General features: G+C 67.7%; 20 protein-coding genes. 10 read left to right on the top strand and 10 right to left on the bottom strand.

What is annotated here, in order from left to right; genetic code table 11:
• The first annotated feature begins 62 nt into the window (after positions 1 to 62).
• From FFS20_RS01670 to FFS20_RS01655, 4 genes are all read left to right on the top strand, one after another.
• A complete protein-coding gene (locus FFS20_RS01670) occupies positions 63 to 1,586 on the top strand; it encodes a sugar ABC transporter ATP-binding protein (protein ID WP_137824205.1) in 1,524 nt (507 codons plus the stop codon).
• Entirely contained in the window at positions 1,587 to 2,642 is a 1,056-nt protein-coding gene (locus FFS20_RS01665; RefSeq protein WP_137824204.1) for an ABC transporter permease, read from the top strand.
• 38 nt (positions 2,643 to 2,680) lie between these two features.
• Positions 2,681 to 3,652 (top strand): ABC transporter substrate-binding protein, encoded by a 972-nt coding sequence (locus FFS20_RS01660; protein WP_137824203.1) that lies wholly within the window; start codon positions 2,681 to 2,683, stop codon positions 3,650 to 3,652.
• Positions 3,653 to 3,787: 135 nt separating this feature from the next.
• Positions 3,788 to 4,492 (top strand): FadR/GntR family transcriptional regulator, encoded by a 705-nt coding sequence (locus FFS20_RS01655; RefSeq protein ID WP_137824202.1) that lies wholly within the window; start codon positions 3,788 to 3,790, stop codon positions 4,490 to 4,492.
• Positions 4,493 to 4,495: 3 nt separating this feature from the next.
• Here the strand turns inward: FFS20_RS01655 and FFS20_RS01650 are convergent, their stop codons facing one another.
• From FFS20_RS01650 to rraA, 7 genes are all read right to left on the bottom strand, one after another.
• Positions 4,496 to 5,257, bottom strand: coding sequence for an SDR family oxidoreductase (locus FFS20_RS01650; protein ID WP_137824201.1), 762 nt, complete (start codon positions 5,255 to 5,257; stop codon positions 4,496 to 4,498).
• A gap of 60 nt (positions 5,258 to 5,317) precedes the next feature.
• On the bottom strand, positions 5,318 to 6,340 hold the full coding sequence (locus FFS20_RS01645; RefSeq protein ID WP_137824200.1) for an aldo/keto reductase: 1,023 nt from the start codon (positions 6,338 to 6,340) through the stop codon (positions 5,318 to 5,320).
• Positions 6,337 to 7,227, bottom strand: coding sequence for an amidohydrolase family protein (locus FFS20_RS01640; RefSeq protein WP_137824199.1), 891 nt, complete (start codon positions 7,225 to 7,227; stop codon positions 6,337 to 6,339). Before FFS20_RS01640 ends, FFS20_RS01645 begins: the two co-directional genes overlap by 4 nt.
• The gene (locus FFS20_RS01635) at positions 7,224 to 7,640 is read right to left on the bottom strand and encodes an RbsD/FucU family protein (RefSeq protein ID WP_137824198.1); all 417 of its coding nucleotides are present in this window, start codon (positions 7,638 to 7,640) and stop codon (positions 7,224 to 7,226) included. The genes FFS20_RS01640 and FFS20_RS01635 overlap by 4 nt, the downstream gene beginning before the upstream one ends.
• A 26-nt stretch (positions 7,641 to 7,666) precedes the next feature.
• Positions 7,667 to 9,049: a sugar porter family MFS transporter gene (locus FFS20_RS01630; protein ID WP_212743269.1), complete on the bottom strand. Its 1,383-nt coding sequence runs from the start codon at positions 9,047 to 9,049 to the stop codon at positions 7,667 to 7,669.
• Positions 9,050 to 9,154: 105 nt separating this feature from the next.
• Positions 9,155 to 10,495, bottom strand: a complete 1,341-nt coding sequence (locus FFS20_RS01625) for an enolase C-terminal domain-like protein (RefSeq protein ID WP_137824197.1) — start codon at positions 10,493 to 10,495, stop codon at positions 9,155 to 9,157.
• Between the two features lie 243 nt (positions 10,496 to 10,738).
• Positions 10,739 to 11,206, bottom strand: a complete 468-nt coding sequence (gene rraA, locus FFS20_RS01620) for a ribonuclease E activity regulator RraA (protein ID WP_137824196.1) — start codon at positions 11,204 to 11,206, stop codon at positions 10,739 to 10,741.
• A 112-nt stretch (positions 11,207 to 11,318) separates the two neighbouring features.
• On the opposite strand from rraA, the gene FFS20_RS17840 reads away from it, so the two are divergent.
• The 3 genes from FFS20_RS17840 to FFS20_RS17835 all read left to right on the top strand — a co-directional run bounded on the left by FFS20_RS17840 (position 11,319) and on the right by FFS20_RS17835 (position 13,166).
• A complete protein-coding gene (locus FFS20_RS17840; protein WP_171006940.1) occupies positions 11,319 to 11,480 on the top strand; it encodes a hypothetical protein in 162 nt (53 codons plus the stop codon).
• A gap of 100 nt (positions 11,481 to 11,580) precedes the next feature.
• Entirely contained in the window at positions 11,581 to 12,924 is a 1,344-nt protein-coding gene (gene nhaA, locus FFS20_RS01615; protein ID WP_137824195.1) for a Na+/H+ antiporter NhaA, read from the top strand.
• A 92-nt stretch (positions 12,925 to 13,016) separates the two neighbouring features.
• Positions 13,017 to 13,166 (top strand): hypothetical protein, encoded by a 150-nt coding sequence (locus tag FFS20_RS17835; RefSeq protein WP_171006942.1) that lies wholly within the window; start codon positions 13,017 to 13,019, stop codon positions 13,164 to 13,166.
• Positions 13,167 to 13,223: 57 nt separating this feature from the next.
• Here FFS20_RS17835 and FFS20_RS01610 read toward each other — a convergent pair whose 3' ends face one another.
• Entirely contained in the window at positions 13,224 to 14,837 is a 1,614-nt protein-coding gene (locus tag FFS20_RS01610; protein WP_137824194.1) for an NERD domain-containing protein, read from the bottom strand.
• Positions 14,838 to 14,953: 116 nt separating this feature from the next.
• On the bottom strand, positions 14,954 to 15,892 hold the full coding sequence (locus tag FFS20_RS01605; protein WP_137824193.1) for a LysR family transcriptional regulator: 939 nt from the start codon (positions 15,890 to 15,892) through the stop codon (positions 14,954 to 14,956).
• A 121-nt stretch (positions 15,893 to 16,013) separates the two neighbouring features.
• On the opposite strand from FFS20_RS01605, the gene FFS20_RS01600 reads away from it, so the two are divergent.
• Together FFS20_RS01600 and FFS20_RS01595 are read left to right on the top strand one after the other, a co-directional pair.
• Positions 16,014 to 17,036: an MBL fold metallo-hydrolase gene (locus FFS20_RS01600; RefSeq protein ID WP_249356408.1), complete on the top strand. Its 1,023-nt coding sequence runs from the start codon at positions 16,014 to 16,016 to the stop codon at positions 17,034 to 17,036.
• Positions 17,037 to 17,041: 5 nt separating this feature from the next.
• Positions 17,042 to 18,487 carry an MFS transporter gene (locus tag FFS20_RS01595; RefSeq protein WP_137824191.1) on the top strand — a complete coding sequence of 482 codons (1,446 nt, stop codon included), beginning with the start codon at positions 17,042 to 17,044 and terminating at the stop codon, positions 18,485 to 18,487.
• Between the two features lie 29 nt (positions 18,488 to 18,516).
• On the opposite strand, the gene FFS20_RS01590 is transcribed toward FFS20_RS01595, so the two are convergent.
• Positions 18,517 to 19,482 (bottom strand): LysR family transcriptional regulator, encoded by a 966-nt coding sequence (locus tag FFS20_RS01590; RefSeq protein ID WP_137824190.1) that lies wholly within the window; start codon positions 19,480 to 19,482, stop codon positions 18,517 to 18,519.
• Positions 19,483 to 19,595: 113 nt separating this feature from the next.
• Between FFS20_RS01590 and FFS20_RS01585 the strand changes: the two genes are divergently transcribed.
• The gene (locus tag FFS20_RS01585) at positions 19,596 to 22,649 is read left to right on the top strand and encodes a cytochrome P450 (RefSeq protein ID WP_137824189.1); all 3,054 of its coding nucleotides are present in this window, start codon (positions 19,596 to 19,598) and stop codon (positions 22,647 to 22,649) included.
• Positions 22,650 to 22,658 lie beyond the last annotated feature (9 nt).

Below are 22,658 nucleotides of genomic sequence, written 5' to 3'. Positions count from 1 at the left end.
CAGACATAGGATGTCTCACGTGATGACGTGGGACACGGTATTCAACGAGGAGTCACCGCCACATGTCAGAGACGACGAGCACTCCGCTGCTCGACATCCGCGGCGCCGCCAAATCCTTCCCGGGCGTGAGAGCCCTGGCGAACGTCGACCTCGACCTGTTTCCCGGCGAGGTCCTTGGCCTCGTCGGGGAGAACGGAGCCGGGAAGTCGACGCTGATGAAGCTGCTCTCGGGCGTCTACACCCCGGATGCCGGCGAGTTCCGGATCGACGGCACCCCGGTGACGATCGGGTCGACGACCGACGCCGAACGCCTCGGCATCGCCATCATCCACCAGGAGTTCAACCTCGTCGAGGATCTCACGGTGGCCCAGAACATCTATCTCGGTCGCGAACCGCGGATCGGTCCCTTCATCAGCGAACGTCAGCTCAACCGGGATGCGCAGGCCCTCTTCACCCGGCTCGGCCTCGCGCTCGACCCGCGCGCCGTCGTCGGGCGGCTCACCGTCGCCGCGCAGCAGATGGTCGAGATCGCGAAAGCGCTCAACCAGGACGCGCGGATCCTCATCATGGACGAACCCACCGCCGCCCTCAACGATGAGGAGGTCGAGGTCCTCCACGGGCTCATCCGCCGCTTCATCACCCCGGAGACCGGCGTCATCTACATCTCGCACCGGATGCCCGAGCTCAAGGCGATCACGGAGCGGATCACCGTCATCCGCGACGGAGAGAAGATCGGCACCGTGCCGACCGCAACGACCGAGATGCCCGAGGTCATCCGCATGATGGTCGGGCGCGAACTCGCCGCCGTCGCCGACGCACCCGCCCACGACGACTCCGCCGAGGCGGTCCTCGCCGTGACGGACCTGCAGACGAAGGCGAAGCTGCGGGGCATCAGCTTCGATCTCCGCCGTGGCGAGATCCTCGGTCTCGCCGGTCTCATGGGAGCCGGTCGCACGGAGACCGCCCGCGCGATCATCGGCGCCGACCCCCTGACGGCCGGGACGGTCAGCGTCGACGGCCGCGCGGTGACGATCGGCAGTCCGGCGGCGGCTGCGCGACTGGGGATCTGCTACCTGTCCGAGGACCGCAAACAGCTCGGCGTGCTCGTGGGCCAGAGCGTCCGCGACAACATCGCCCTGCCGAGTCTGCGGCGCTTCAGCCGCTTCGGGTTCACCGACGAGACGGCCATCGACACCACCGCCCGTGACCTCGTGTCACGGCTGCGGATCCGCACGCCGTCGATCACGCAGGTGCTCGAGAAGCTCTCCGGCGGCAACCAGCAGAAGGTCGCCATCGCGAAATGGCTCGTCAAGGACTGTGATGTCTTCATCTTCGACGAGCCCACCCGGGGCATCGACGTCGGCGCGAAGGCCGAGATCTACGCCCTGCTGCGGGAGCTCAGCGCGCAGGGCAAGTCGATCATCGTCATCTCCTCCGAACTGCCCGAAGTCCTCCTGCTCTCCCACCGCATCGCCGTGCTCAGCGAGGGCCGACTCACCGGTATCCTCGCCGCCGCCGATGCCACGCAGGACTCCGTCATGGCCCTGGCCACGCAGCACACCGAATCGATGGGAATCGTCGCCTGAATGAATGCCGAAACCGCTTCCGCCGCCCGCCCGCAGACCTCTGATGCCCCGGCCACCGCCACCGGTCGTCCGGCCGGGACGCGCAGCTTCTGGCGCAACTCGCTGCAGCAGCTCCTCGCTGTGGCGAGCCTCATCGTCATCATCATCGTCTTCGCGATCATCAACCCCGATTCGTTCCTCACCGTCACGAACCTCTCGACGATCCTCACGACCGTGACGACCGTCGGGCTGCTCGCCCTCGGCGTCACGTTCATCATCATCACCGGCGGCATCGACCTGTCCGTGGGCACGGGGATGATCCTCTGCGGTGTCATGGCCGGCGTCTTCATCACGAACATGGGTCTGCCGCTCATCGTCGGGATCGCCCTGACGATCGCCTTCGGCGGCCTCATCGGCCTCGTCAACGGCGTCAATGTCGCCGTCCTCGGGCTGCCGCCGTTCATCGCGACGCTCGGGATGATGATGATCACGCAGGGGCTGTCGCTCGTCGTCAGCGGGACCAAGCCGATCTACTTCACCGACAGCCCCGGCTTCGGGGCGATCATGAATGTCTCGCTCATCCCCGGGATGCGGCTGCCGCTGGGCACCGTGCTCTTCCTCATCCTCATCGTCGTCTCGGTCGTCGTCCTCCAGCGCACCCTTATCGGCCGCACGGCGTTCGCGATCGGCTCGAACGAGAAGGCCACGAGGCTCTCGGGCGTCAATGTCCGCGGCTGGCTGATCTCCGTCTACGTCCTCTGCGGGCTCTTCGTCGGCCTCGCCGGGGTGCTCTCGGCCTCCCGGCTCAGTTCGGCGCAGCCGACGGGCGGCGCCGGCATCGAGCTGCAGGCGATCGCCGCGGTGATCATCGGCGGCACCTCGCTCGCCGGAGGCCGCGGGTCGATGGTCGGCACCGTCATCGGTGCCCTCATCATGGCCGTCCTCGACAACGGTCTGCGCATGGCCGGCGTCGCCCAGGAATGGCAGCAGGTGGCCATCGGCATCGTCGTGCTGCTCGCCGTCTACCTCGACATCGTGCGCAAGAAGAACTCCTCCACCGGATCCGGACCACTCTGACCCACCATCGCCCTCACGAAGAATCGAAGGAGATCACCATGAGGATAGGAAAGCTGCTCACCTCGCTCGCGGCACTGTCGTCCATCGCCCTCATCGCCACCGGCTGCGGTTCGGCCGACACCGGATCGAGCGGAGGGGACGGGGAGAGGACGATCGCGATCATCTCGAAGGGCTATCAGCACCAGTTCTGGCAGACCGTGAAGAAGGGTGCGGAGGAGAAGGCGAAGGAACTCGGCGTCACCGTCACCTTCGAAGGGCCCGACAGCGAGACCGACGTCGAACAGCAGGTCACCCAGCTGCAGACGGCGCTCGACAAGCAGCCCGACGCCGTCGCGATCGCGGCACTCGACAGCAAGGCCGTCATCCCGCTGCTCCAGCAGGCGCAGTCGAACGACATCCCCGTCATCGCCTTCGACTCCGGAGTCGACAGCGACATCCCGCTGACCACGGTGGCCACGGACAACAAGGCGGCAGCCGCCGAGGACGCGAAGAAGCTCGCCGAGGCACTCGGCGGCACGGGCAAGGTCGGGATCGTCACCCATTCGGAGACGGCCCAGACCGGGGTCGAACGCCGGGACGGCTTCGTCGAGTACCTCGAGCAGAACGAACCGAACATCGAGATCGTCGCCGAGCAGAACGCCGACGGCGATCAGGCGAAGTCGGCGGACGCGACGAAGGCGATGCTCCAGGCCAACCCCGACCTCGCCGGTCTCTACGGCACGAACGAAGGCGCGGCGATCGGCGTCGTCCAAGGGGCCAAGGAGCTCGGCAACACTGACGCGACGATCGTCGGCTTCGACTCGGGCAAGGCCCAGCTCGATGCGATCCGGGACGGGTCGATGCTCGGCGCGGTCACGCAGAGTCCGCTCGATATCGGATCGCAGACCGTGCAGGCCGCCGTCGACGCCATCGACGGCAAGGAGCTCGAGAAGCAGATCCCGACCGCGTTCTACTGGTACGACAAGACCAACATCGACGATCCGAAGATCGCCGAACTCCTCTACGAATGAGCAACGGCCGCCTCGGCGAGGTCTCTGCGGGCCGTCGCCGAGGCGGACGAACCGGTCGTCGCCGACGAGGACGGAGCAGCCGCCGGCCGAGACGCTGCCGACGATCATGCCCGGTGAGGACATAAGGTTGGAGCCATGGCACTGACGGACGACGCGCTCGACAAGATCAAGGACCTCATCGTCACCGGTGAGCTCAGACCGGGGGACCGGCTGCCCCCTGAGGCCGAGCTCTCCGAGCGGCTCGGCCTCTCCCGCAACTCCCTGCGGGAGGCGGTCAAGGCCCTCGACTTCATCAACGTCCTCGACGTGCGACGCGGTTCGGGAACCTACGTCACCTCGCTCTCGGCCGAGGATCTCACCGAGGCGGTGTCGTTCCTCGTCGACGTCCATGCCTCGGGGTCGCTGCGGGAGATCCTCGAGGTCAGGCGCATCTTCGAAGCCGAGACCGCGTACCGCGCGGCGACCCGCATCGACGCGGCCGGGCTCGAGGACCTGCGGCAGACGATCAGAGACACCGACGCTGACTCGGTCGAATCCCTCGTCTCCCACGACTTCGACTTCCATGCGACGATCGCCAAGCACGCAGGCAACGACTACCTCGCCGCGATGCTCGAAGCCGTGTCGATGAAGACGACCCGAGCGCGGACCTGGCGGGGCATGACAGATCCCGGCGCCATCGAGCGCACTCTCGATGAGCACCGGGCGATCATCGACGCCCTCGCCGCCGGAGACGCACGACTCGCGCAGTCGATGATGATCCTCCACGTCACCGGTGTGCAGCGCTGGGTCGACGAGGTCGACGTCGTCGCCGACGACGACCCCGGACCGGGCGCGGGCTGAGGCTCACTCCGCGCGCAGGCGCAGCCCCTGCATGCCGCCGTCGACGGCGATCGCCGAACCGGTCGTCGAGCCCTGGAGAGGACTGGCGAGGAAGAGGATCGTCCGGGCCACCTCGGCGGGTTCGACGAGACGGCCGTGGGGTTGGCGCGCATTGAGCTGGCGCAGCTCCTCCTCGGGATTCTCCGCCTTCGCCATCAGGCCCTTCATCACCCATGGGGTGTTCGCGGTGCCCGGGCACACGGCGTTGACGCGGATGCCTTCGCGGACGTGGTCGGCGGCCATCGCGAGCGTCATCGAGTAGATCGCCCCCTTCGAGGCGGAGTAGAGGACGCGGTCGGGCAGACCCGCGGTCGCGGCGATCGACGAGGTGTTGACGACCGCGGCATGCTCGGACCGGCGCAGATGGGGCAGCGCGGCTGCGGTGACCCGGGCGACGGAGACGACATTGACGCCGAGCACGCGATTCCATTCGGCGTCGTCATTGGCATCGACCTGTCCCTGCGCTCCGATGCCGGCGTTGTTGATGACGATGTCGATGCCGCCGTACTCGGCCGCGGCCGCGGCGACGGCGGCGTCGACCGAGGCGCGGTCGGAGACGTCGCACTCCAGGGGCAGGGCACCCGCGGGGGAGCCGGCGGGGTTGAGGTCGAGAACGGCGACGTTCGCGCCGGCCGCCAGGAGCTGCTCGGCCACGGCGGCGCCGATGCCCGAGGCGCCTCCGGTGACGATGGCGGTGAGGCCGGCGAATTCTTCAGCGGTGGTCATGGTGGTGACGGTTCCTTCCGGTCGGGGTGGTGCGGTGAGGGCGGGGCACGGGCTCGTGCTCTACCGGTCGCCTGTGCCGTGCTCGCCTGCGCTCAGGGCGTAGGTGCGCGGGTCGACGGCGAGCAGACCGTCGGCCACGGCGGCGGCCCAGAATGCTTCGGGGACCTCGGCGTGGGCGAGGGCGACGTTGCGTTCGACCTGCTCAGCCGTGCGCATGCCCAGGGTGACGTTGGTGATCGCAGGGTCGCGGAGGCTGAATTGGACGGCGGCGGCCGGCAGGCTCGTGCCGTGCGCGGTCGCCAGTGCCGCGAGCTTCTCCGCCTTGTCGAGAACCTCTCGCGGCGCGTCCTCGTAGTTGTACTTCGCCTGCTGCCGAGGGTCGGCGTTGGCGAGGATGCCGGAGTTGAAGACGCCGACGTTGACGACGCCGACCCCACGACTCGCGGCTGCGGGGATGAGCTCGTCCCGCCCGCCCTGTTCGAGGAGGGTGTAGCGGCCGGCCTGCATGACGACGTCGATGTCGGTGTCGCGGACGAAGCGGGTGAGCATCTCCGCCTGATTCATCCCCGCGCCCCACGCCCCGATGACGCCTTCGTCGCGCAGACGGTCAAGCTCGGGGACCGCACCCTCGAGGGCTTCCTGCCAGTAGTCGTCGGGGTCGTGGATGTAGACGATGTCGACCCGGTCGAGGCGCAGGCGCGTCAGTGATTCCTCGATCGACCGGCGCACCCCGGAGGCAGAGTAGTCGCGCACCCGGTGGAGGTCACCGGGGACGGCGAAGCCCTCGTCGTCCCAGTCCCGGGGCGCGTCGGCGGGGCGGATGAGCCGGCCGACCTTCGTCGAGACGAGGAAGTCCTCACGGGGCCGGTCGGAGAGGACCTCGCCGAGGCGGCGCTCACTGAGCCCGAGACCGTAGTGGGGCGCGGTGTCGAAGTACCGGATGCCCTCCTTCCATGCCTCGGCGACCGCCGCTGTCGCCGTCGCGTCGTCGATCTGCCGGTAGAGATTGCCGATCGGGGCGCCGCCGAAGCCGAGCGTGCGCAGGTCGTGCAGGCGCTGCACGACGGGATTCCTGAGTGTCACTGGTTCCTCCTCGTCAGATAGAAGTCCGCCGCAGTCGCGGCCATGACGGCGGCGAAGTCCGTGTCGTCGACGACGCGGCGCAGCCCCGCGGCCGCGGCCTGCTCCCACTGGTGGTCGGGCAGGCCGTGGCCGGTCGTCGAGACGGGATGATCGGAGCCGTACATCGTCCGCTCCGGGCCGAAGGCGGTGATCACATCGCCGGCGAAGCTGTTCGCAAGGGCCAGCGCCACGTCGGCGTCGACGGCGTCGGGTGCCTGGCCGGGCAGCCCGGAGAACTTGACGTGGAGTCCGGAACGGGACGCCAGGACCGTCATCGCCTCCGCCCACTCCTCGTGGGAGAAGTCCGGATCGAAGGGCAGCGGCTTGCCGAGATGGTCGAGGACGAAGCCCTCAGCCGACCCGCGTCCTGCGAGCAGGGCATCGAGTTCGATCAGCTGGTCGGCACGGACGCAGAGATCGACGGTCAGTCCCGCAGAGCGCACAGTCTCGATTCCGCGCAGCAGCTCCCGGGCGGTGGCGCTCGGGCCAGGGTCGAGGTCACCGGCTGGGCGGGACTCGAAGTTGTCCCGCACCCCGACGACGAGCGGGCGGTCGGCGAGCCGGGCGACCACCTCGGCGAGGTGGGGGTCGGTGAAGTCGACGGCGGCGACGATGCCGCGGATGAGCGGATCCTCCGCCGCGAGGGCGGTCAGCCAGTCGACCTCATCGGCTCGCTGATCAGTGCTGATGCCGGCCTCGACGACGATCGCCGCGGTCGCGGTCGCACCTCTCCCAGCAGGCAGGCTCGTCTCCGGCAGGGCGGGCAGCTCCGCCATCCACGGGTAGGAGAAGCGGCGACGGTCCCACAGGTGGAGGTGGGAGTCGAGGATCTGCGGGGGTGCGGTCACGGGGTCACGACTCCGACGGTGATCAGGAGGTTCGCGTACTGGCGCTGGTCACCGGTGGCGATGACGAGACCGACGTCGGGCTGGCGCGCGGTGTCGTAGAAAGCGAAGCGCTCGTGTCCGGTGAAGGGGACGTCGGACAGCAGCGCGGCGTACCCGTCGACCGCCGGTGCCGTCCCGGAGTCCGCCGTGAGCATGTACTCGCACGCTTCGATGGGGAGCGTGCTGGCAAGAGGCTCGAGGACCTGGTCGACGGTGAGCAGGCCCGGGGTGACGTTGAGGGCGATGCGGGTCGTGCCGGCCGGGACTCCGGTGAGGTGGGGGTAGTTGCCGTCGGCGATGAGGATCTTCGTGCCGTGACCGCATCGGGCGAGTGCGGCGAGCAGTTCGGGATGGGTGATCGGGGTGGTGAGCATGAGCGCTCCTCTCGTGTGCGCTGGGGTCAGTCCTGCTGCTTCGCCGAGGCGGCCGACGACCTCCAGTATGCTTCGATCTCCTCGAGCGAGCGCCCCGAGGTCTCCGGGACGCGGGTGAGGACGAACCACAGGGCCGCGGCCGAGAGCAGGGCGAAGATGAGGAAGACGACCGGTCCGATCGTGTCGAGGGCGACGGGGAACGCCCACGCGAAGGTGGCGTTGAAGAGGTACTGGGCGAAGGTGATGACGCCGGTGCCGATCGCGCGCACCGACAGCGGCAGCACCTCGGGAACGAGGAGCCAGAACACCGGGCCCATGCCGATGCCGAACGCGAAGGTGTAGGCGAAGACGGCGGCGATGCTCAGCCATCCGGCGTCGGGCAGCAGCCACAGGACGACCATCGCCACGGTCTGTCCGAGCATGGAGATCGCCAGCAGTCGGACGCGACCGAGCCGGTCGATGATCGGCAGGGCGATCGCGGTGGAGACGACGAGGGCGATGCCGACCCCGTAGTTGGCGTAGCTGCCGGCCCGGTCGCCCATGCCCGACTGGGCGAAGATGATCGGGGCGTAGTAGACGACGGCGTTGATGCCGGTGAAGACCTGGAAGAACGTGAGGATGAGGAGAACGGTCATCGGCCGCCTCGCCGAGTGGGTGAGCGCCTGCAGTCCGCTGTCCTGCTGGGCGAGGCTCGACTTGATGTCGTCGAATTCGAGCCGTGCGATCTCCGGTGTCCCGCGCAGCGAGGTGAGGACGGCGAGTGCGTCGTCGTCGCGTCCGCGGGTGATGAGCCAGCGCGGGCTGGCGGGGGAGAGGATCATGCCGACGAAGAACACGGCGGCGGGGATCGCGCCGATGCCGAGGATCCACTCCCACAGACCCGAGGCCTGGAATGCGTCGCCGACGATGTAGGCGGCGAGGATGCCGAAGTTGACGGCGAGCTGGTAGAGGCCGGTGAGCAGTCCGCGGATGCGGGTGGGGGAGAGTTCGGAGAGGTAGATGAGCCCGAACATGTTGGCGATGCCGACGCCGAGGCCGAGGAAGAAGCGGGCGGCGCCGAGGACTTCCGGGGTGGGCGCGAAGGCGCAGGCGAGGGAGCCGACGAAGAAGATCACCGCGGCGACGATGAGGAGGTGACGGCGGTCGAAGCGGCGGGCGGCGAGGGTGGCGCCGATGATCGAGGGGAGTGCTCCCCAGAGCAGGAGGGAGGTGATGAGTCCCTGCTGCCCGGCATCGAGGCCCATCTGCTCGGTGAGCAGGGGCAGCGCTCCGGAGATCGCTCCGGAATCGTAGCCGTAGAGGAGGCCGGAGAAGCCGGCGAGGATGGCGATGAAGATGATCTTCGTCGGGATGGGTTCGTGCGCATGGCTGCGCGCGAGCCCGGTGTCCGTGGTCGAGTGGTCAGTCACAACGGTGTACCTGGTTTCTCACGAGGTGGTGTGGTGCTTGTGTCGGGGAGGTTCTGCGGGGTGCGGCGCCGTTCGGTGTCCGTGGAGTGCGGGTGTGGGGCCGGCTCAGGCGGATTCGGGGACGGGTGTCGCCGAGGTGGTCGCTGAGGCGGCTCGTGCCCGCCATTGCGGTCCGGTCGGGTAGGCGAAGTCGGAGAGCGTCTGGGAGAGGATCTCGGCTCCCGCACCGGGAGCCGAGGGCGGCCAGTACCTGCCGTCGTGGACGTCGACGGGGGTGACGAAGTGCTCGTGGAGGTGGTCGACGAATTCGATGCAGCGGTCGTCCATGGTCGCGGAGACCGCGACGAAGTCGAAGAGCGAGAGGTGCTGGACGAGTTCGCACAGTCCCACCCCGCCGGCGTGCGGGCATACCGGGACTCCAGCGTGCGCGGCGAGGAGCAGGTTGGTGATGTTCTCGTTGACCCCGGCGACCCGGGTGGCGTCGATCTGCATGACCCGCAGGGCGTCGGCCTCGAGCATCTGCTTGAAGACGATGCGGTTCTGGCAGTGCTCGCCGGTGGCCACGGGCACCGGGGCGATGCCCTGCTGGATCGCCGCGTGGGCGAGGATGTCATCGGGGGAGGTCGGCTCCTCGACCCAGCGCAGATCGAAGCGCGCGAGGTCGCCGATCCAGTCGATCGCCTCGGCGGTGTCCCAGTGCTGGTTGGCGTCGATGGCGATGGGGAACCCGGGACCGCAGATCTCACGGGCGATGCCGAGGCGCCGGATGTCATCGTCGCGGTCGGCTCCGACCTTGAGCTTGATCTGGGTGAAACCCTCGTCGATGGCCTCCCGGCACAGTCGGGCGAGCTTCTCATCGGAGTATCCCAGCCAGCCGGGCGTCGTCGTGTAGGCCATGTAGCCGGTGTCCCGGAGTTCGGCGATCCGCTCGGCCTTCCCGGGCTCGGCGGCGGCGAGGATGGCGCGGGCGTCGTCGCGGGTCATGAAGTCGCTGAGGTAGCGGAAGTCGAGGAGGTCGAGGATCTCCTCGGGGCTCATCCCGGCCAGCAGCTCCCACAGGGGCAGGCCCGCGCGTTTGGCCTTGAGATCCCACAGGGCGTTGACGATCGCGCCGATGGCCATATGGCTCACGCCCTTCTCCGGGCCGAGCCAGCGCAGCTGGGAATCGTGGACGAGCTCACGCCAGAATGCGCCCATGTCGGTGAGGATCGGTTCGACCTCGCGGCCGATGAGGGTCTCGGCGATGACCCGCACCGCCTCGGTCTGGATGTCGTTGCCGCGGCCGATCGTGAAGACGAATCCGTGACCGGAGTCGTCGGCGTCGGTGGAGACGATGAGATACGCGGCGGAGTAGTCGGGGTCGGGGTTCATCGCATCCGAACCGTCGAGACTCGCCGAGGTGGGGAATCGCAGGTCGACGACGTCGATCGCAGAGATCTGAGACATTTCGTCCTTTCGCACAACAGCAGCGTTGTGATCGGATGTCTGAACGGCCGGTCCGCGAAGCGATCGGTCGGTTCAGGGAATCGTTTCGCTGACCCGAGTCTAAACATAGGATGTTTAAGCGGTCAAGGGTGTGCTGTGCGGAATGAGTCGCCGAGGTGGGAGTGCGTGAGGCGCGACGCGACGGAGAGTTGGGAGAGCGGCGCGGGGGCTGAGATCGGATGTCTGGTCGTCAGCAGTCGACGCTCAACGGTCGACGACGACTCCGTCGGCGTCGGCGAAGACCATGGCGCCGGGGCGGATCGTCGCGCCGCCGAACTCGACGGTGACGTCGTGGTCGCCCTCGCCCGTCTTGCCGCTCTTGCGCGGATTGCTCGCGAGCGCCTTGATGCCGATGTCAAGGGTCGACAGGACCTCGCGATCGCGCACGGCGCCGTTGATGACGACACCGGCCCAGCCGTTGTCGATCGCGAGCCCGGCGATCATGTCGCCCATGAGCGCGGTGGCGATCGAGCCGCCGCCGTCGATGACGAGGACCGCACCGTCTCCGGGTTGGGAGAGCACCGTCTTGACGAGGGCGTTGTCCTCGAAGCACCGCACGGTCCGCGCCGGTCCGGAGAACGCGACCTTGTCCCCGAAATCGGTGAAGTCCAGTGCGATCGAGTAGAGCTCGGGACCGCGTTCATCCCAGAGGTCGGCGGTTGAGACCGTCATCGATTCTCCCTGTTCTCGTGGGCGCTGGAGGTATGCCAGCACGCTAGCACGAGGACGAGTCCAGATGCCGAACCGTTTGGAACCGGGTCGAGCGACTCGCTAGGGTGGTACGGTGCCTTCTTCCGTCGTCTCTCGTCTCGAAGCGGCTCGTGCTGCCGATTTCCCGAAGGCGAAGATCGTGACGACGCTGTCGAACGGCACGAACGGGTGGATGAGCTCGTGGGGCACGAACGCCCACGGTGAGATCGCCGGCTGCCCGCCGCCACGGCGCTGATCGCGCGCATCCGCATCCCATCCGGGCGGCAGGGCCGACCACGCACCGGATCGTCGCGCACTCGCGTTCTCTGCTCACCTCTGCGAAAGCGATCCCACCGATGTCTTCGGCTGTTCCGAACCCCACTGATTCGTCCACCTCCAACCTCACCGCACCGCCTGCGCGGGAGCGCCTTGCCCGCCTCCTCAAGCACGATGCCGTCGGCGGCATCCTCCTGCTCGCGGCGACGGCTGCGGCTCTCATCATCGCGAACTCGCCGGCCGCCGACTGGTATGAGACCGTGCGGTCGACGAAGTTCGGCCCTGAAGCGCTCAAGCTCAACCTCTCGGCGAGCAGCTGGGCCTCCGACGGTCTCCTCGCGATCTTCTTCTTCGTCGTCGGCCTCGAGCTCAAGGAGGAGTTCGTCGCCGGCAAGCTGCGCAACCCGAAGACAGCCGCGGTGCCCGTCGCGGCGGCCGTGGGCGGCGTCGCGGTCCCCTCCCTCCTCTACGTCTTCGTCAACCTCAACTCCGGCGGCAGTGCGTTGGGCGGCTGGGCGATCCCCGCCGCGACCGACATCGCCTTCGCCGTGGCGATCATCGCGATGGTCGGCAAGTTCCTGCCGCCGTCGCTGCGGACGTTCCTGCTCACCCTCGCCGTCGTCGACGATCTGCTGGCGATCGCCATCATCGCGATCTTCTACACGGACGATCTCTCCTGGCTGCCGCTGGGCTTGGCGCTGCTGCCCCTGCTCGCGTTCGCCGTCGCCGTGCAGCGGGGCATCCACGCCTGGTGGCTGCTCTTCCCGCTGGCGTTCGCCACCTGGACGCTCGTCCACGCCTCGGGGATCCACGCGACGATCGCCGGTGTCCTCCTCGGGTTCATGGTGCCGGTGGCGGCGAAGCGCCGCGGCGAAAGACGGACCGGAGACCAGCGGGGCTTCCACGCGCACGACGGCATCCACGGTTCCGAAGGCCACGGTCCGGCTGCGCAGTTCGCCGACACGTGGAGCATCCCCTCGGCGGTGATCGCGGTGCCGATCTTCGCGTTCTTCGCCGCCGGCGTCAACGTCGGGGGACTGTCCGGCCTCGCCGAGTCGCTGAGCAGTCCGGTCGCCCTGGGAATCATGCTCGGCCTCGTCGTCGGCAAGCCGCTGGGCATCAGCCTCGCGACTTTCCTCATCACCCGCGTCCGCGGATTCTCCCTCGACCGGACGATGCAGTGGATCGATCTGGTCGGAGTCTCGTGCCTCGCCGGTGTCGGCTTCACCGTCTCCCTGCTCATCGGCGACCTCAGCTTCGGTGCCGAGGATGCGCGGGCGCAGGTCGTCAAGGTCGGTGTGCTGTTCGGCTCGCTGCTCGCCGCTCTGCTCGGAGCCATGCTTCTGGGGCTGCGCAACCGGCATTACCGGATCCTCGCCGCCCACGGCGATGCGGGCTCGCCGACGACCGCAGCCCAGGACTGAGCGGGGTCGCGGCGGTCCCGGTACCCAGATCCTCTCTGACCGGGCAAGATGGAGATAGCAGATCCGTTCGCTGGCATTGGAGGTCACTGATCATGTCCGAGACACCGGAACCCACCGAGGCGACCGAGGAGTCGTCCGCGCAGAAGGACGCCCGCGACGCGGCTCGCGAGCATGATGATCAGCTCGTCGAGGAGTGGGGCGACGAATCGTTCCCGGCCAGCGACCCGCCGGAGAACTACTGAGGCGACACGCGACCGGACTCCTCAACCGGCAGTCGAGGAGTCCGGCCGCGGGCGAACTCAGCGCCGAAGTTCGTCGATCCGGCCGGTCTCGCCGACGATGACGAGCTTGGTCGTCGCGCGCGACATTCCGACGTAGATCATGTCCGCGGCGCGGGACTCGTCGCGGAACCCGTTGAGGCAGAGGACGACGGCGGGACGTTCGAGCCCCTTGAAGCCGAGGACGTGCCCGTAGAAGACCGCCTCGGCGGAGAAGAACTGATCCCAGTACGCCTGGTAGCCCTCCTCCTCGACGATCTCCCGCTGCACCGGATGCCTGCTGCCGGTGGTGAGCAGGGCGATGTCACCGGGCTGCCATCCGGCGTCCATGAGGGCTTCGACCTGTCCGTCCGCCTCGGCGAGGGCCTGATCTGCCGGGACGGGGATGACATCGATGTCCTCCGCGGGGCCGTTGCGGCTGATCGGAGGGTCGGTGGCGAAGCCGGAGAACGCGGTGACGATCTGTTCGGAGTTCCGGAGGTTCTCGTCGAGCTGGATGGGGTTCATCGTGATCGGGGAGGAGCCGTGCCTGCCGAAGACGCGCTGGCGCTCGTCGGTGAACACGTAGAGGGTGCCTTCGGCCTGGTTGCGCAGGCACGACGCCACGGCCTCCCACCACAGCGGACTGAAGTCCTGGCCCTCGTCGATGATGATCGCGTCGAAGAGCTGGCGGCGGGGACGGTCGTCGGCGAGCTCCCGGAGGCGGCGAGGCAGCTCCTCCTCCCAGTAGGCGGAGTCGTCGTCGCTGCCCTCCTCGGCGCCCCAGCTGATCGGCAGGTCGTGGAAGAGGCCGACGTAGGCGGGTCGGTCCGCCTCGGGCCACGCCGAGGTGACGAGCTGGAGGAATCTGCCCAGGCCCCGCGAATAGCACATGAGCGCGACCGACTTGCCCTCCTGAGTCAGGGCCTGCGCCTTCCGGAGTGCGAGGTAGGTCTTGCCGGAGCCGGCGCCCCCGCTGATCTCGGCGCGGGTCTGATGGCGAAGGACGCGGATGAGCCGCGCCTGCTCCTGGGAGAGCTGGTTGGCCCGATCTTCGATGGCCTGGGCGCGCACGCGGAGGTTGGCGATCGCCAGATGAGTCCGTCGCAGATTCTTCGTCACCGGTTCCATCGGAAGGCTCGGGTCATCCCGGTCGGGGATGCGGGCGTGACGGAAGGCCGCGGCGATCGCCTCGGCCAGTCGGGGCATATCGGTGGAGTCTCCGAGGAAGTGCCGTGGTGCGTCGGGCAGGTCCCAGTCCGCAGGCAGCTGGGTGTAGGGGAGAACGGCGAAGTGGATGACGGGACCGGGCAGGCGGGAGAGGCGGGGTCGCAGGTAGCGGATGAGTCCGTGTTTGGCGACCATCGCCTGGTCGATCGGAGACTGCTTGAGCCGGTGGCGCTGCTTCCGCCTGTCGTGGGTGTACCAGGTGCCGTCGACGACGTCGATCCGTCCGCCCTTGACCTCGACGACGGCAATGCCGAGTCCGGGCCAGAGGACGAGGACGTCGATTTCGACGTCCTTCGTCGCGGTCGTCACGCGTTGGCCGTGGATGAGAGTGGCAGTGTCGGGAAGCTGCCGTTTCAGCGCCTTCCACACCGCTGCCTCGGCGCTCGACTTTCCGAAATCCGGTTCCTCCGGGATCAACGTCACCATGTCGTGAGCCTACCGGCTGGACGCCGGATGTCACGACTGCGGTAGTGGGGAGTTCGGGTGGCATTCCGCCGGAGGACTGCTGTCGGTCGTCGCGCCCGCCAGGCTGCTGGGCCGGATCATCCTGGACGGGTGTCCCAGTTCGCCGGGTCGGTCTCGTCGGCGACCGCCCTCAGCACACTGAGGACCGTGCTGAGCTTCTTCGACATCCTCGCCTCCGCCAACGCCACGCCGACGAGGGTGTTCGACAGTCCTGCATCGGTCACCGGCACATAGTCGAGCGACAGCCCTTGGAAGGCGCGGACGGTGGGGTGCGGAACGGCGTAGGTGAGCGAATACCCCAATCCCATCGACACCATTGACCGAATCGTCTCGACGTTGGGGATGAGCCAGCGGACTCGAGGTTCCAATCCGATGTCGCGGACCATGCTCAGCAGGATCTCGGCCGTCGGGGGTGCGTCGAGGAGGATGAGAGGCTCGTCGATGAACTCGCCGATCTCGACCTCGGTGCGTCCTGCCAAGGGATGATCGTGGGCGAAGAGCGCGTACAGCTGCACCTCGCAGAGGGTGTGGCGCCGGAGCCCGTCGATCTGCACCTGCTTGCGATACATCACGGCGATGTCGATCTCACCGCCGAGGACCATGCGCTGAATCGACATCGGGCGCGCCTCGATGAGTTCGACGTCGACGTCCGGGTGGCGCTGTCCGAACGCGGCTGCCACTCCGGGCAGCATCCGCGGTGCCACCGGGGGAATGCACCCGACTCGCAGTGGTCCTCGCAGCGCTGTGGCGTCCTCATCCACGGATTCGACCGCCTCGGCGACCGAGGAGACGATTGCTCTGGCATGGAAGCCGAACTCACGTCCCGCGCTTGTCGGGCTGGCTTTGCGCGCGGGTCCGCGGGAGAGCAGGGTGACCCCCAGCTGCTTCTCGAGCTGACTGAGCGCCGCCGACACCGTCGCTTGGGAGACGTTGCTGTAGAGGGCGGCAGCGCTCACCGAACCTCGATCGAGGACGGCCAGGAAGTATTCGATCTGCCTGAGCGTGATGTCCTTCATTGAAAACACCTATGTTTTCCACGGGTTTATTTTGATTTTGCTTTTGATCCTGATGGGAAAGACTGAATGAGTCAACCCACACCGAAGAAGCTGAGGGGAACACCGGACTATGGACAGTTCAATGATGAAAGTCGTCACCCTGGGAACTGCGGGCGGACCGCGCTGGTTCGCCGGAGACACGAAGGACCGGACCGGCATCGCCACGGCGATCGTCGTCGGAGAGAGGTTCTACCTCGTCGACGCCGGCCATGGTGTGGGCCGCCGGATCCGGCAGGCCGGCCTCGATCTCGACGACCTCGGGGGGATCTTCATCACCCACATGCATTCGGATCACACGATCGATCTTCCTTCGCTCATCGTCTTCGGCATGCAGGCGCTGCACAATCGCGCCGATGACCCGGTGCCGATCGTCGGCCCCGGTCAGCGCGGTGCGCTTCCTCCGGTGTCCCCGCGGGCGCTCGTCCCACCGCGACCGGTCGCTCCGGCGAATCCGACCCCCGGCGTCTCCGGCCTGTTCGCCGGCATCGTCGCTGCGTACGCCACCGATATCAACGACCGCGTCCTCGATGCCCTGCGTCCGTCGCCGGAGGTTCTCTTCGATCCGCGTGACATCGTCGTGCCGGAGGGGATCGGCTACCACCCGAACACTGACTCGCACCCGGAGATGGAGCCCTTCGTCATCTTCAAGGACGACCTCATCACCGTGACGGCGACTCTCGTCGACCATCCGCCTCTCGCACCGGCCTTCGCGTTCCGGTTCGACAGCGAGCACGGGTCGGTGACGATCTCCGGCGATACCTGCGAATCCGCGAACCTGGTCCGTTTGGCACAGGACACGGACCTGCTGCTGCATGAGGCGATCGACTTCGAATGGGTCGACGGCATGTACGCTCAGCGGCAGGACGACAACGGACGGGCTGTGCGGGATCATCACTACAAGTCGCACACGTCCGTGGCCGGCGCGATTCGCGTGGCCAATGCCGCGGGAGCGAAGACGCTCGCGCTTCACCATCTTGTGCCGAGCATCGCCGACGACGCGGTGTGGACGCGCGGTCGTGAGGAGTTCACCGGGACGTTCCTCGTCCCCGACGACCTCGATGTCCTGACGGTCGGTGCGGCCGTCGATGCTGCTGTCAGGAGCTGACCGCGATGGAGAACAACAAAGACGTTGTTGACGCTGACGGCCTGCAGACCTCGCTGCGCACTCCGGAGATGAAGCGGATCCTCGCCTCGAGCTTCATCGGCTCGGCGATCGAGGTCTACGACTTCCTCCTCTACGCGACGGCCTCGTCGATCGTGTTCGCCCAGCTGTACTTTGCGGACCTGGGGCCAGGGCTCGCGCTGTTCGCCTCGTTCACCACCCTGGCTGTCGGCTACCTGTCGCGGCCATTGGGCGGGCTGATCTTCGGACACTTCGGCGATCGTGTGGGACGGAAGAAATCCCTCGTCGTCGCCATGGTCATGATGGGCACGGTGACGGTGCTCATCGGTCTCATGCCGCCGACGGCGACGATCGGCATGATCGCACCGACGCTGCTTCTCATCCTGCGGATCATCCAGGGACTCGCGGTCGGAGGGGAGTGGGGAGGCGCTGCGCTCATGGCCCTCGAACATGCCCCGAAGAACCGGCGGGGACTCGCCGCTGCCTTCGCCAACGCCGGCGGACCGTTCGGCGCGATGCTCGCGACGCTCGCGCTCTCGCTCGCTGCCACACTGACCGGGAGCGGCTTCGTCACGTGGGGCTGGAGGATACCGTTCCTCTTCTCGGCCGCGCTCATCGTCATCGGTCTCGTCATCCGCCTCAAGGTGAGCGAGACGCCTGCCTTCCAGAAGCTGGAGGCGGAGAGCGATCGCCGGAAGATGCCGGTCGTCACGGTGTTCGCGAAGTACAAGAAGCAGATGCTCATCGGCACGCTCGCGGCGATGACCCTCTATGTCACACAGGGACTGACGACGGTGTGGGGCGTCTCCGTCGCCGTGGCAGCGGGCGAGGACCAGCCGACAGTGCTCAACTGGAAGGCGCTCGGTGCACTGACGACCTTCGTCGTCACTCTCATCGTCGCGCGCCTCAGCGACCGGCTCGGGCGCAAGCGCACACTCATCGCCGCCCATCTCATCGCCGCCGTGTGCGCTCTGCCGATCGTCATGCTCATCGTCAGCGGCAATATCGGCGGCTTCGCGATGGCCATCCTTCTCGGCAACGGACTCGTCCAAGGGCTGCTCGCCGGGCCGATCGCGGCGTACATCTCCGAGCTGTTCACCGCCGACGTGCGGTATTCGGGTGCGTCCTTCGCCTACCAGCTCGCATCGGCTCTCGGGGCAGGTCTCTCACCGATGATCGCCTCGGCGCTCATGCTCGTTCCCGCCTCCGGGCCGTATCTCATCGCCGCATTCTGGGCGCTGTGTGCGGTCCTCGGACTCATTGCAGTGGTGACGAGCCGACCGGCGAATGACCTCGGCGACCAGCCTCGGGAGGCTGAGGCCGCCGACGACCGTCGTCACGGCGCCGAGGTCGCGTCCCGCCCGGCGTCAGCCGCGGCATCGAACCGTCTCGCTCCGGCCCGCCGGGCGGTGACCCGGCGCACTGCGATCTGACGAAGTCGCAGCCGCGACAGACCTCTGCCTCAGGTGTCGTTTCCGCGCACCTGAGGCAGAGGTCTGTCGCCGTTCTGCCGTCGACCCCAGTCGACGTCGAGTGCGAAGTCGATGAGGGCCTGCACGTGCGCCGACACCGCGATGTCGGAGGGCCAGATCACCTCGACGGCGACGGGTGCGACGGCCGGTTCGATCTCCTTGACCAGCAGCGGGTAGCCCTCGTAGCTGGCCGGGTTGTTCTGCCGCTGGACGAGCACGCCGTATCCGAGGCCGCGTGCCACGAGCGTGCGCACGACCTCGTAGCTCGTCGTCCGGTGGCGGACATGAGGATGCAGGCCGCGCTCGTGGAACATCGTCAGCGTGTGCTGGCTCGAGGGAGGGGAGTCGAGCAGGATCATGTCCCGGTCGACGAGATCCTCGAGACGCACCGTCTCCGCCGCGGCGAACGGATCGTCGGGGGAGAGGATGACGTGCGCCGGCAGAGCGACGAGCCGCGCACGCTTCGGAGCGCCCGGGATCAGCGTCTCGTAGACGAAGGCGACGTCGATCTCTCCCGACTCGAGCTTTCCCGCCAGCCGGTCCTGCGGCGTCTCGACGATCTCGAGACTCACCCGAGGATGCTGCTGGCCGAAGTCGGCGAGGAGGACGGGCAGGATCATCGGGGCCAGCGTCGGATAGCACCCGATCGTGATGGGACCGACGAGCTCGCCGTCGACAGGGGTGAGCTCGCGTTCGAGTTCGTTCGCCTCAGCGAGGAGTGTCTGAGCGCGCGCGGCGACCTGGCGACCGGCGGCCGTGAGGACGAGACCGTGGGCCTTCTTCCGGATGCACAGGTGGGCGTCGAGCTGATGTTCGAGCGCGGTGATCGCATCGGAGATCGCCGAGGAGGACACATGGAGCTCGGCCGCAGCGGCGGAGATCGTTCCCAGCCTCGCTGCCGTGACGAGGTAGGAGAGCTGCCGAAGGCTGAAGCGAGGAGGCTGATCAGACTGCATATCCGTTTTTCCTGAATTTGATGTGCGATTAATTCCGCTTTTCCTTTGTTCTCATTCTCCACAGACTGGTCTGTGAACACCACCACAGCTCACAGTCGAGGGGGAAGACGACGATGACTTCTCAGATCCACACCGGTTCGCCGACCGGAATCGAGGCCGCACCGGTTGCCGATTGGGTGACGATCCCGGAGCTCTACGCCGATCCGTTCCCCATCTACGACCGTCTGCGGGCCGAAGGCGGAGTCCACTGGGTGCCCTCGGTCAACCGCTACCTCATCACGAGCTACGAAGCCGTCAGTGAGACCGAACACGACCAGGAGACTTACTCCGCCAACGAGAAGGGCTCGCTGCAGATCCGCGCGATGGGCCACTCGATGCTCCGCCGCGACGATCCCGAGCACTACCCCGAGCGCCGTGCCTGGCAGACCGTCCTCAAACCCGGCTACGTCAAGCGGGTGTGGACGCAGATGTACCGCGAGGTCGCCGAAGACCTCCTCGCCGGTCTCAGGGACAAAGGAGACGGGGCAGATCTCATCTGGGACTTCGCTGCCCCCTATGCCGCAGAGACGCTGCGTCGGATGCTCGGTCTCTACAACGTCGACCAGGCCGATATGCAGCGGTGGTCGCAGACCCTCATCGACGGGGTCGGCAACTACGCCGACGATCCTGAGGTGTGGGCGAAGTGCGAACGTTCCTTCACCGAGGTCGATGACGCGCTCGATGAGATGCTCGACTACCATCTCACGCATCGGGACGACTCCCTGCTGTCGGGTCTGCTCTCGATGCCGGGGGAGACGATGCCGATCGAGAAGATCCGCGCGAACATCAAGATGACCATCGGCGGTGGGCTCAACGAACCGCGCGACGCCCTCGGGGTCGCCGCCTACGCGATGTTCACCCACCCCGAACAGCGGGCCGCGGCGATGGCCGATCCGTCACTGTGGCCGACGGTGTTCGAGGAGACCATTCGGTGGATCGCCCCCATCGGCATGTACTCGCGCCAGGTCACCCACGACACCGTCCTCGCCGGCACCCCGCTGCCCGCCGGTGCCCAGCTGGGCATCTGCGTGCTGTCGGCGAACCGGGACGAGAGCATCTGGACCGATGCCCACACCTTCAACATCCACCGGGAGGTCAAGCCGCACCTCGCCTTCAGCAAGGGCGTGCACGTGTGCCTGGGCAACTGGGCGGCCCGGTCGGAGATCGCCGAGGTGGCGCTGCCCCTGCTCTTCAACAGCCTGGGAGGACTCGACATCGACGAGAGCCGGGAGACCCGCATCGGCGGCTGGGTGTTCCGCGGAATGCTCTCCCTGCCGATCACGTGGACCTCCGCCAGCCGCACCCCCGACTACGGTGCCGCCCACACCGGCGCCACCGCCTCGGCGACGGAGAAGGACAAGGGGCCGGGCCCGCGGATCGCGATCGTCGGCTCGGGACCCTCCGGGTGCTTCAGTGCGAAGGAGATCCTCCGCCGGGTGCCCGGCTCCGCGGTCGACGTCTACGACCGGCTCCCCGTGCCCTACGGCCTCCTCCGCTACGGGGTCGCTGCCGACCATCAGGGCACGAAGTCCGTCGAGACGCAGTTCGACAAGCTCTTCGCCGACCCGCGGGCCCGGTTCATCGGCAACACCGAACTCGGTCGGGACGTCAGCCTCGACGAACTCAAGGCGAACTACGACTCCGTCGTGCTCGCCAGCGGACTCTCCCACGATCGGGCACTCGAGGTCCCCGGTGCCGAGCTCGACGGCGTCTACGGGGCCGGCCGGATCACGCGCCTGCTCAACGGGCATCCCGACGAGGAGTTCGCTGACGAGGTCCTCCCACGGCTCGGGGCGCGGATCGCCGTCGTCGGTCAGGGCAACGTCGCCGTCGACATCATCCGCCTGCTCACCTGCGAGTCCTCAGCACTCGAGGGCAGCGACATCGACGACCGCATCCATTCCCGGCTGCGCAACGATGTCTCCCGCATCGATGTCATCGGCCGCTCGGGCGCGACGGCGGCGAAGTTCGATCCCGTGATGATCCGCGAACTCGCCCGGACCCCCGGCCTCCGCCATGTCCTCCACGGCGTCGATCTCGACTCCACGGCACCGGGCAAGGATGCGAAGCTCGACGCCCTCCGCGATCTCGGCGCCGCCAACGGCGGCCCGGCGGCGATCGAGGTCCACTGGTGGTTCGGTGCGACCCCGCAGGCGATCACCGGAGACACTGCCGTGGCCGGCATCGACGTCGATATCTCCGGGTCCGCCGTCCGCCTCGACGTCGACTCGGTGATCTCGGCGATCGGATTCGTCCGTGACATCCCGACGATCGGGCAGCTCGGGATCTGTCCGGTCTCCCCGATCCCCGGTGACGGCAGGATCGATGACCGGCTCTTCGCGATCGGCTGGCTCAAGGGCAACGGTCGGGGGACGATCCCCGACCAGCGCACCGAGGCGAAGGCCCTCGCCGCGCTCATCTCCGCCGAGGTCGACGCCGGGACGATCACCGTCGGCGCCACCGGCCTCGACCCCCGGGACGGGGCCACCGACTTCGACGGATGGCGTCGCATCGACCTGCGCGAGCGCCTCGGCGCCGGCCTCGGACGGTGTCGGTCGAAGATCACCGCGCGACACGAGTTGCTCGAGGCGGCCCGGGACGCCAGCCTCGACGCGCAGCTGACGGTCGCCTCGGCGAGTACGAGCAGTGATCTGGCCCCCGATGTGCCGCTGACGATCCTCTTCGGAACGGAATCGGGCAATGCCGAACTCGTCGCCGAGGAGCTCGGAATGTTCCTCGGCGAACGCGACGACCTCGTCATCTCCGATCTCGCCGCGGTCGATCCGACTGAACTCGACCCCACACGGTTCCACCTCATCGTGTGCTCGACCTACGGCGACGGAGACGTCCCGAGCTCGGCGGCGGACTTCTTCGCCCGCCTCCACGATGACGACGTTGACTGCGCCGGGATGCGCTTCGCGGTCTTCGGGATGGGCGATGCCAGCTACACGAAGACGTATTCGCGGGGCAGCGAACGCCTCACCGAAGCCCTCGAGGCCACGGGCGCGGTCCGGGTCGGCGAGTACGGACGCCACGATGCCGGCGGCACCGTGCCGGCGGCCGAGGCGGCCTGCGAATGGGCGGAAGGAGTGCTGACGAACCTCACGACAGAACTCTCCCCGGCCTGATCTGCCGCA

Origin of the sequence: Brevibacterium sp. 2SA (assembly GCF_005502845.1) — a bacterium.
Classification (GTDB): Bacteria; Actinomycetota; Actinomycetes; order Actinomycetales; family Brevibacteriaceae; genus Brevibacterium.
The sequence above is the reverse complement of the archived record's forward strand: the minus strand, read 5'-3'. Positions and strand labels throughout refer to the sequence as shown.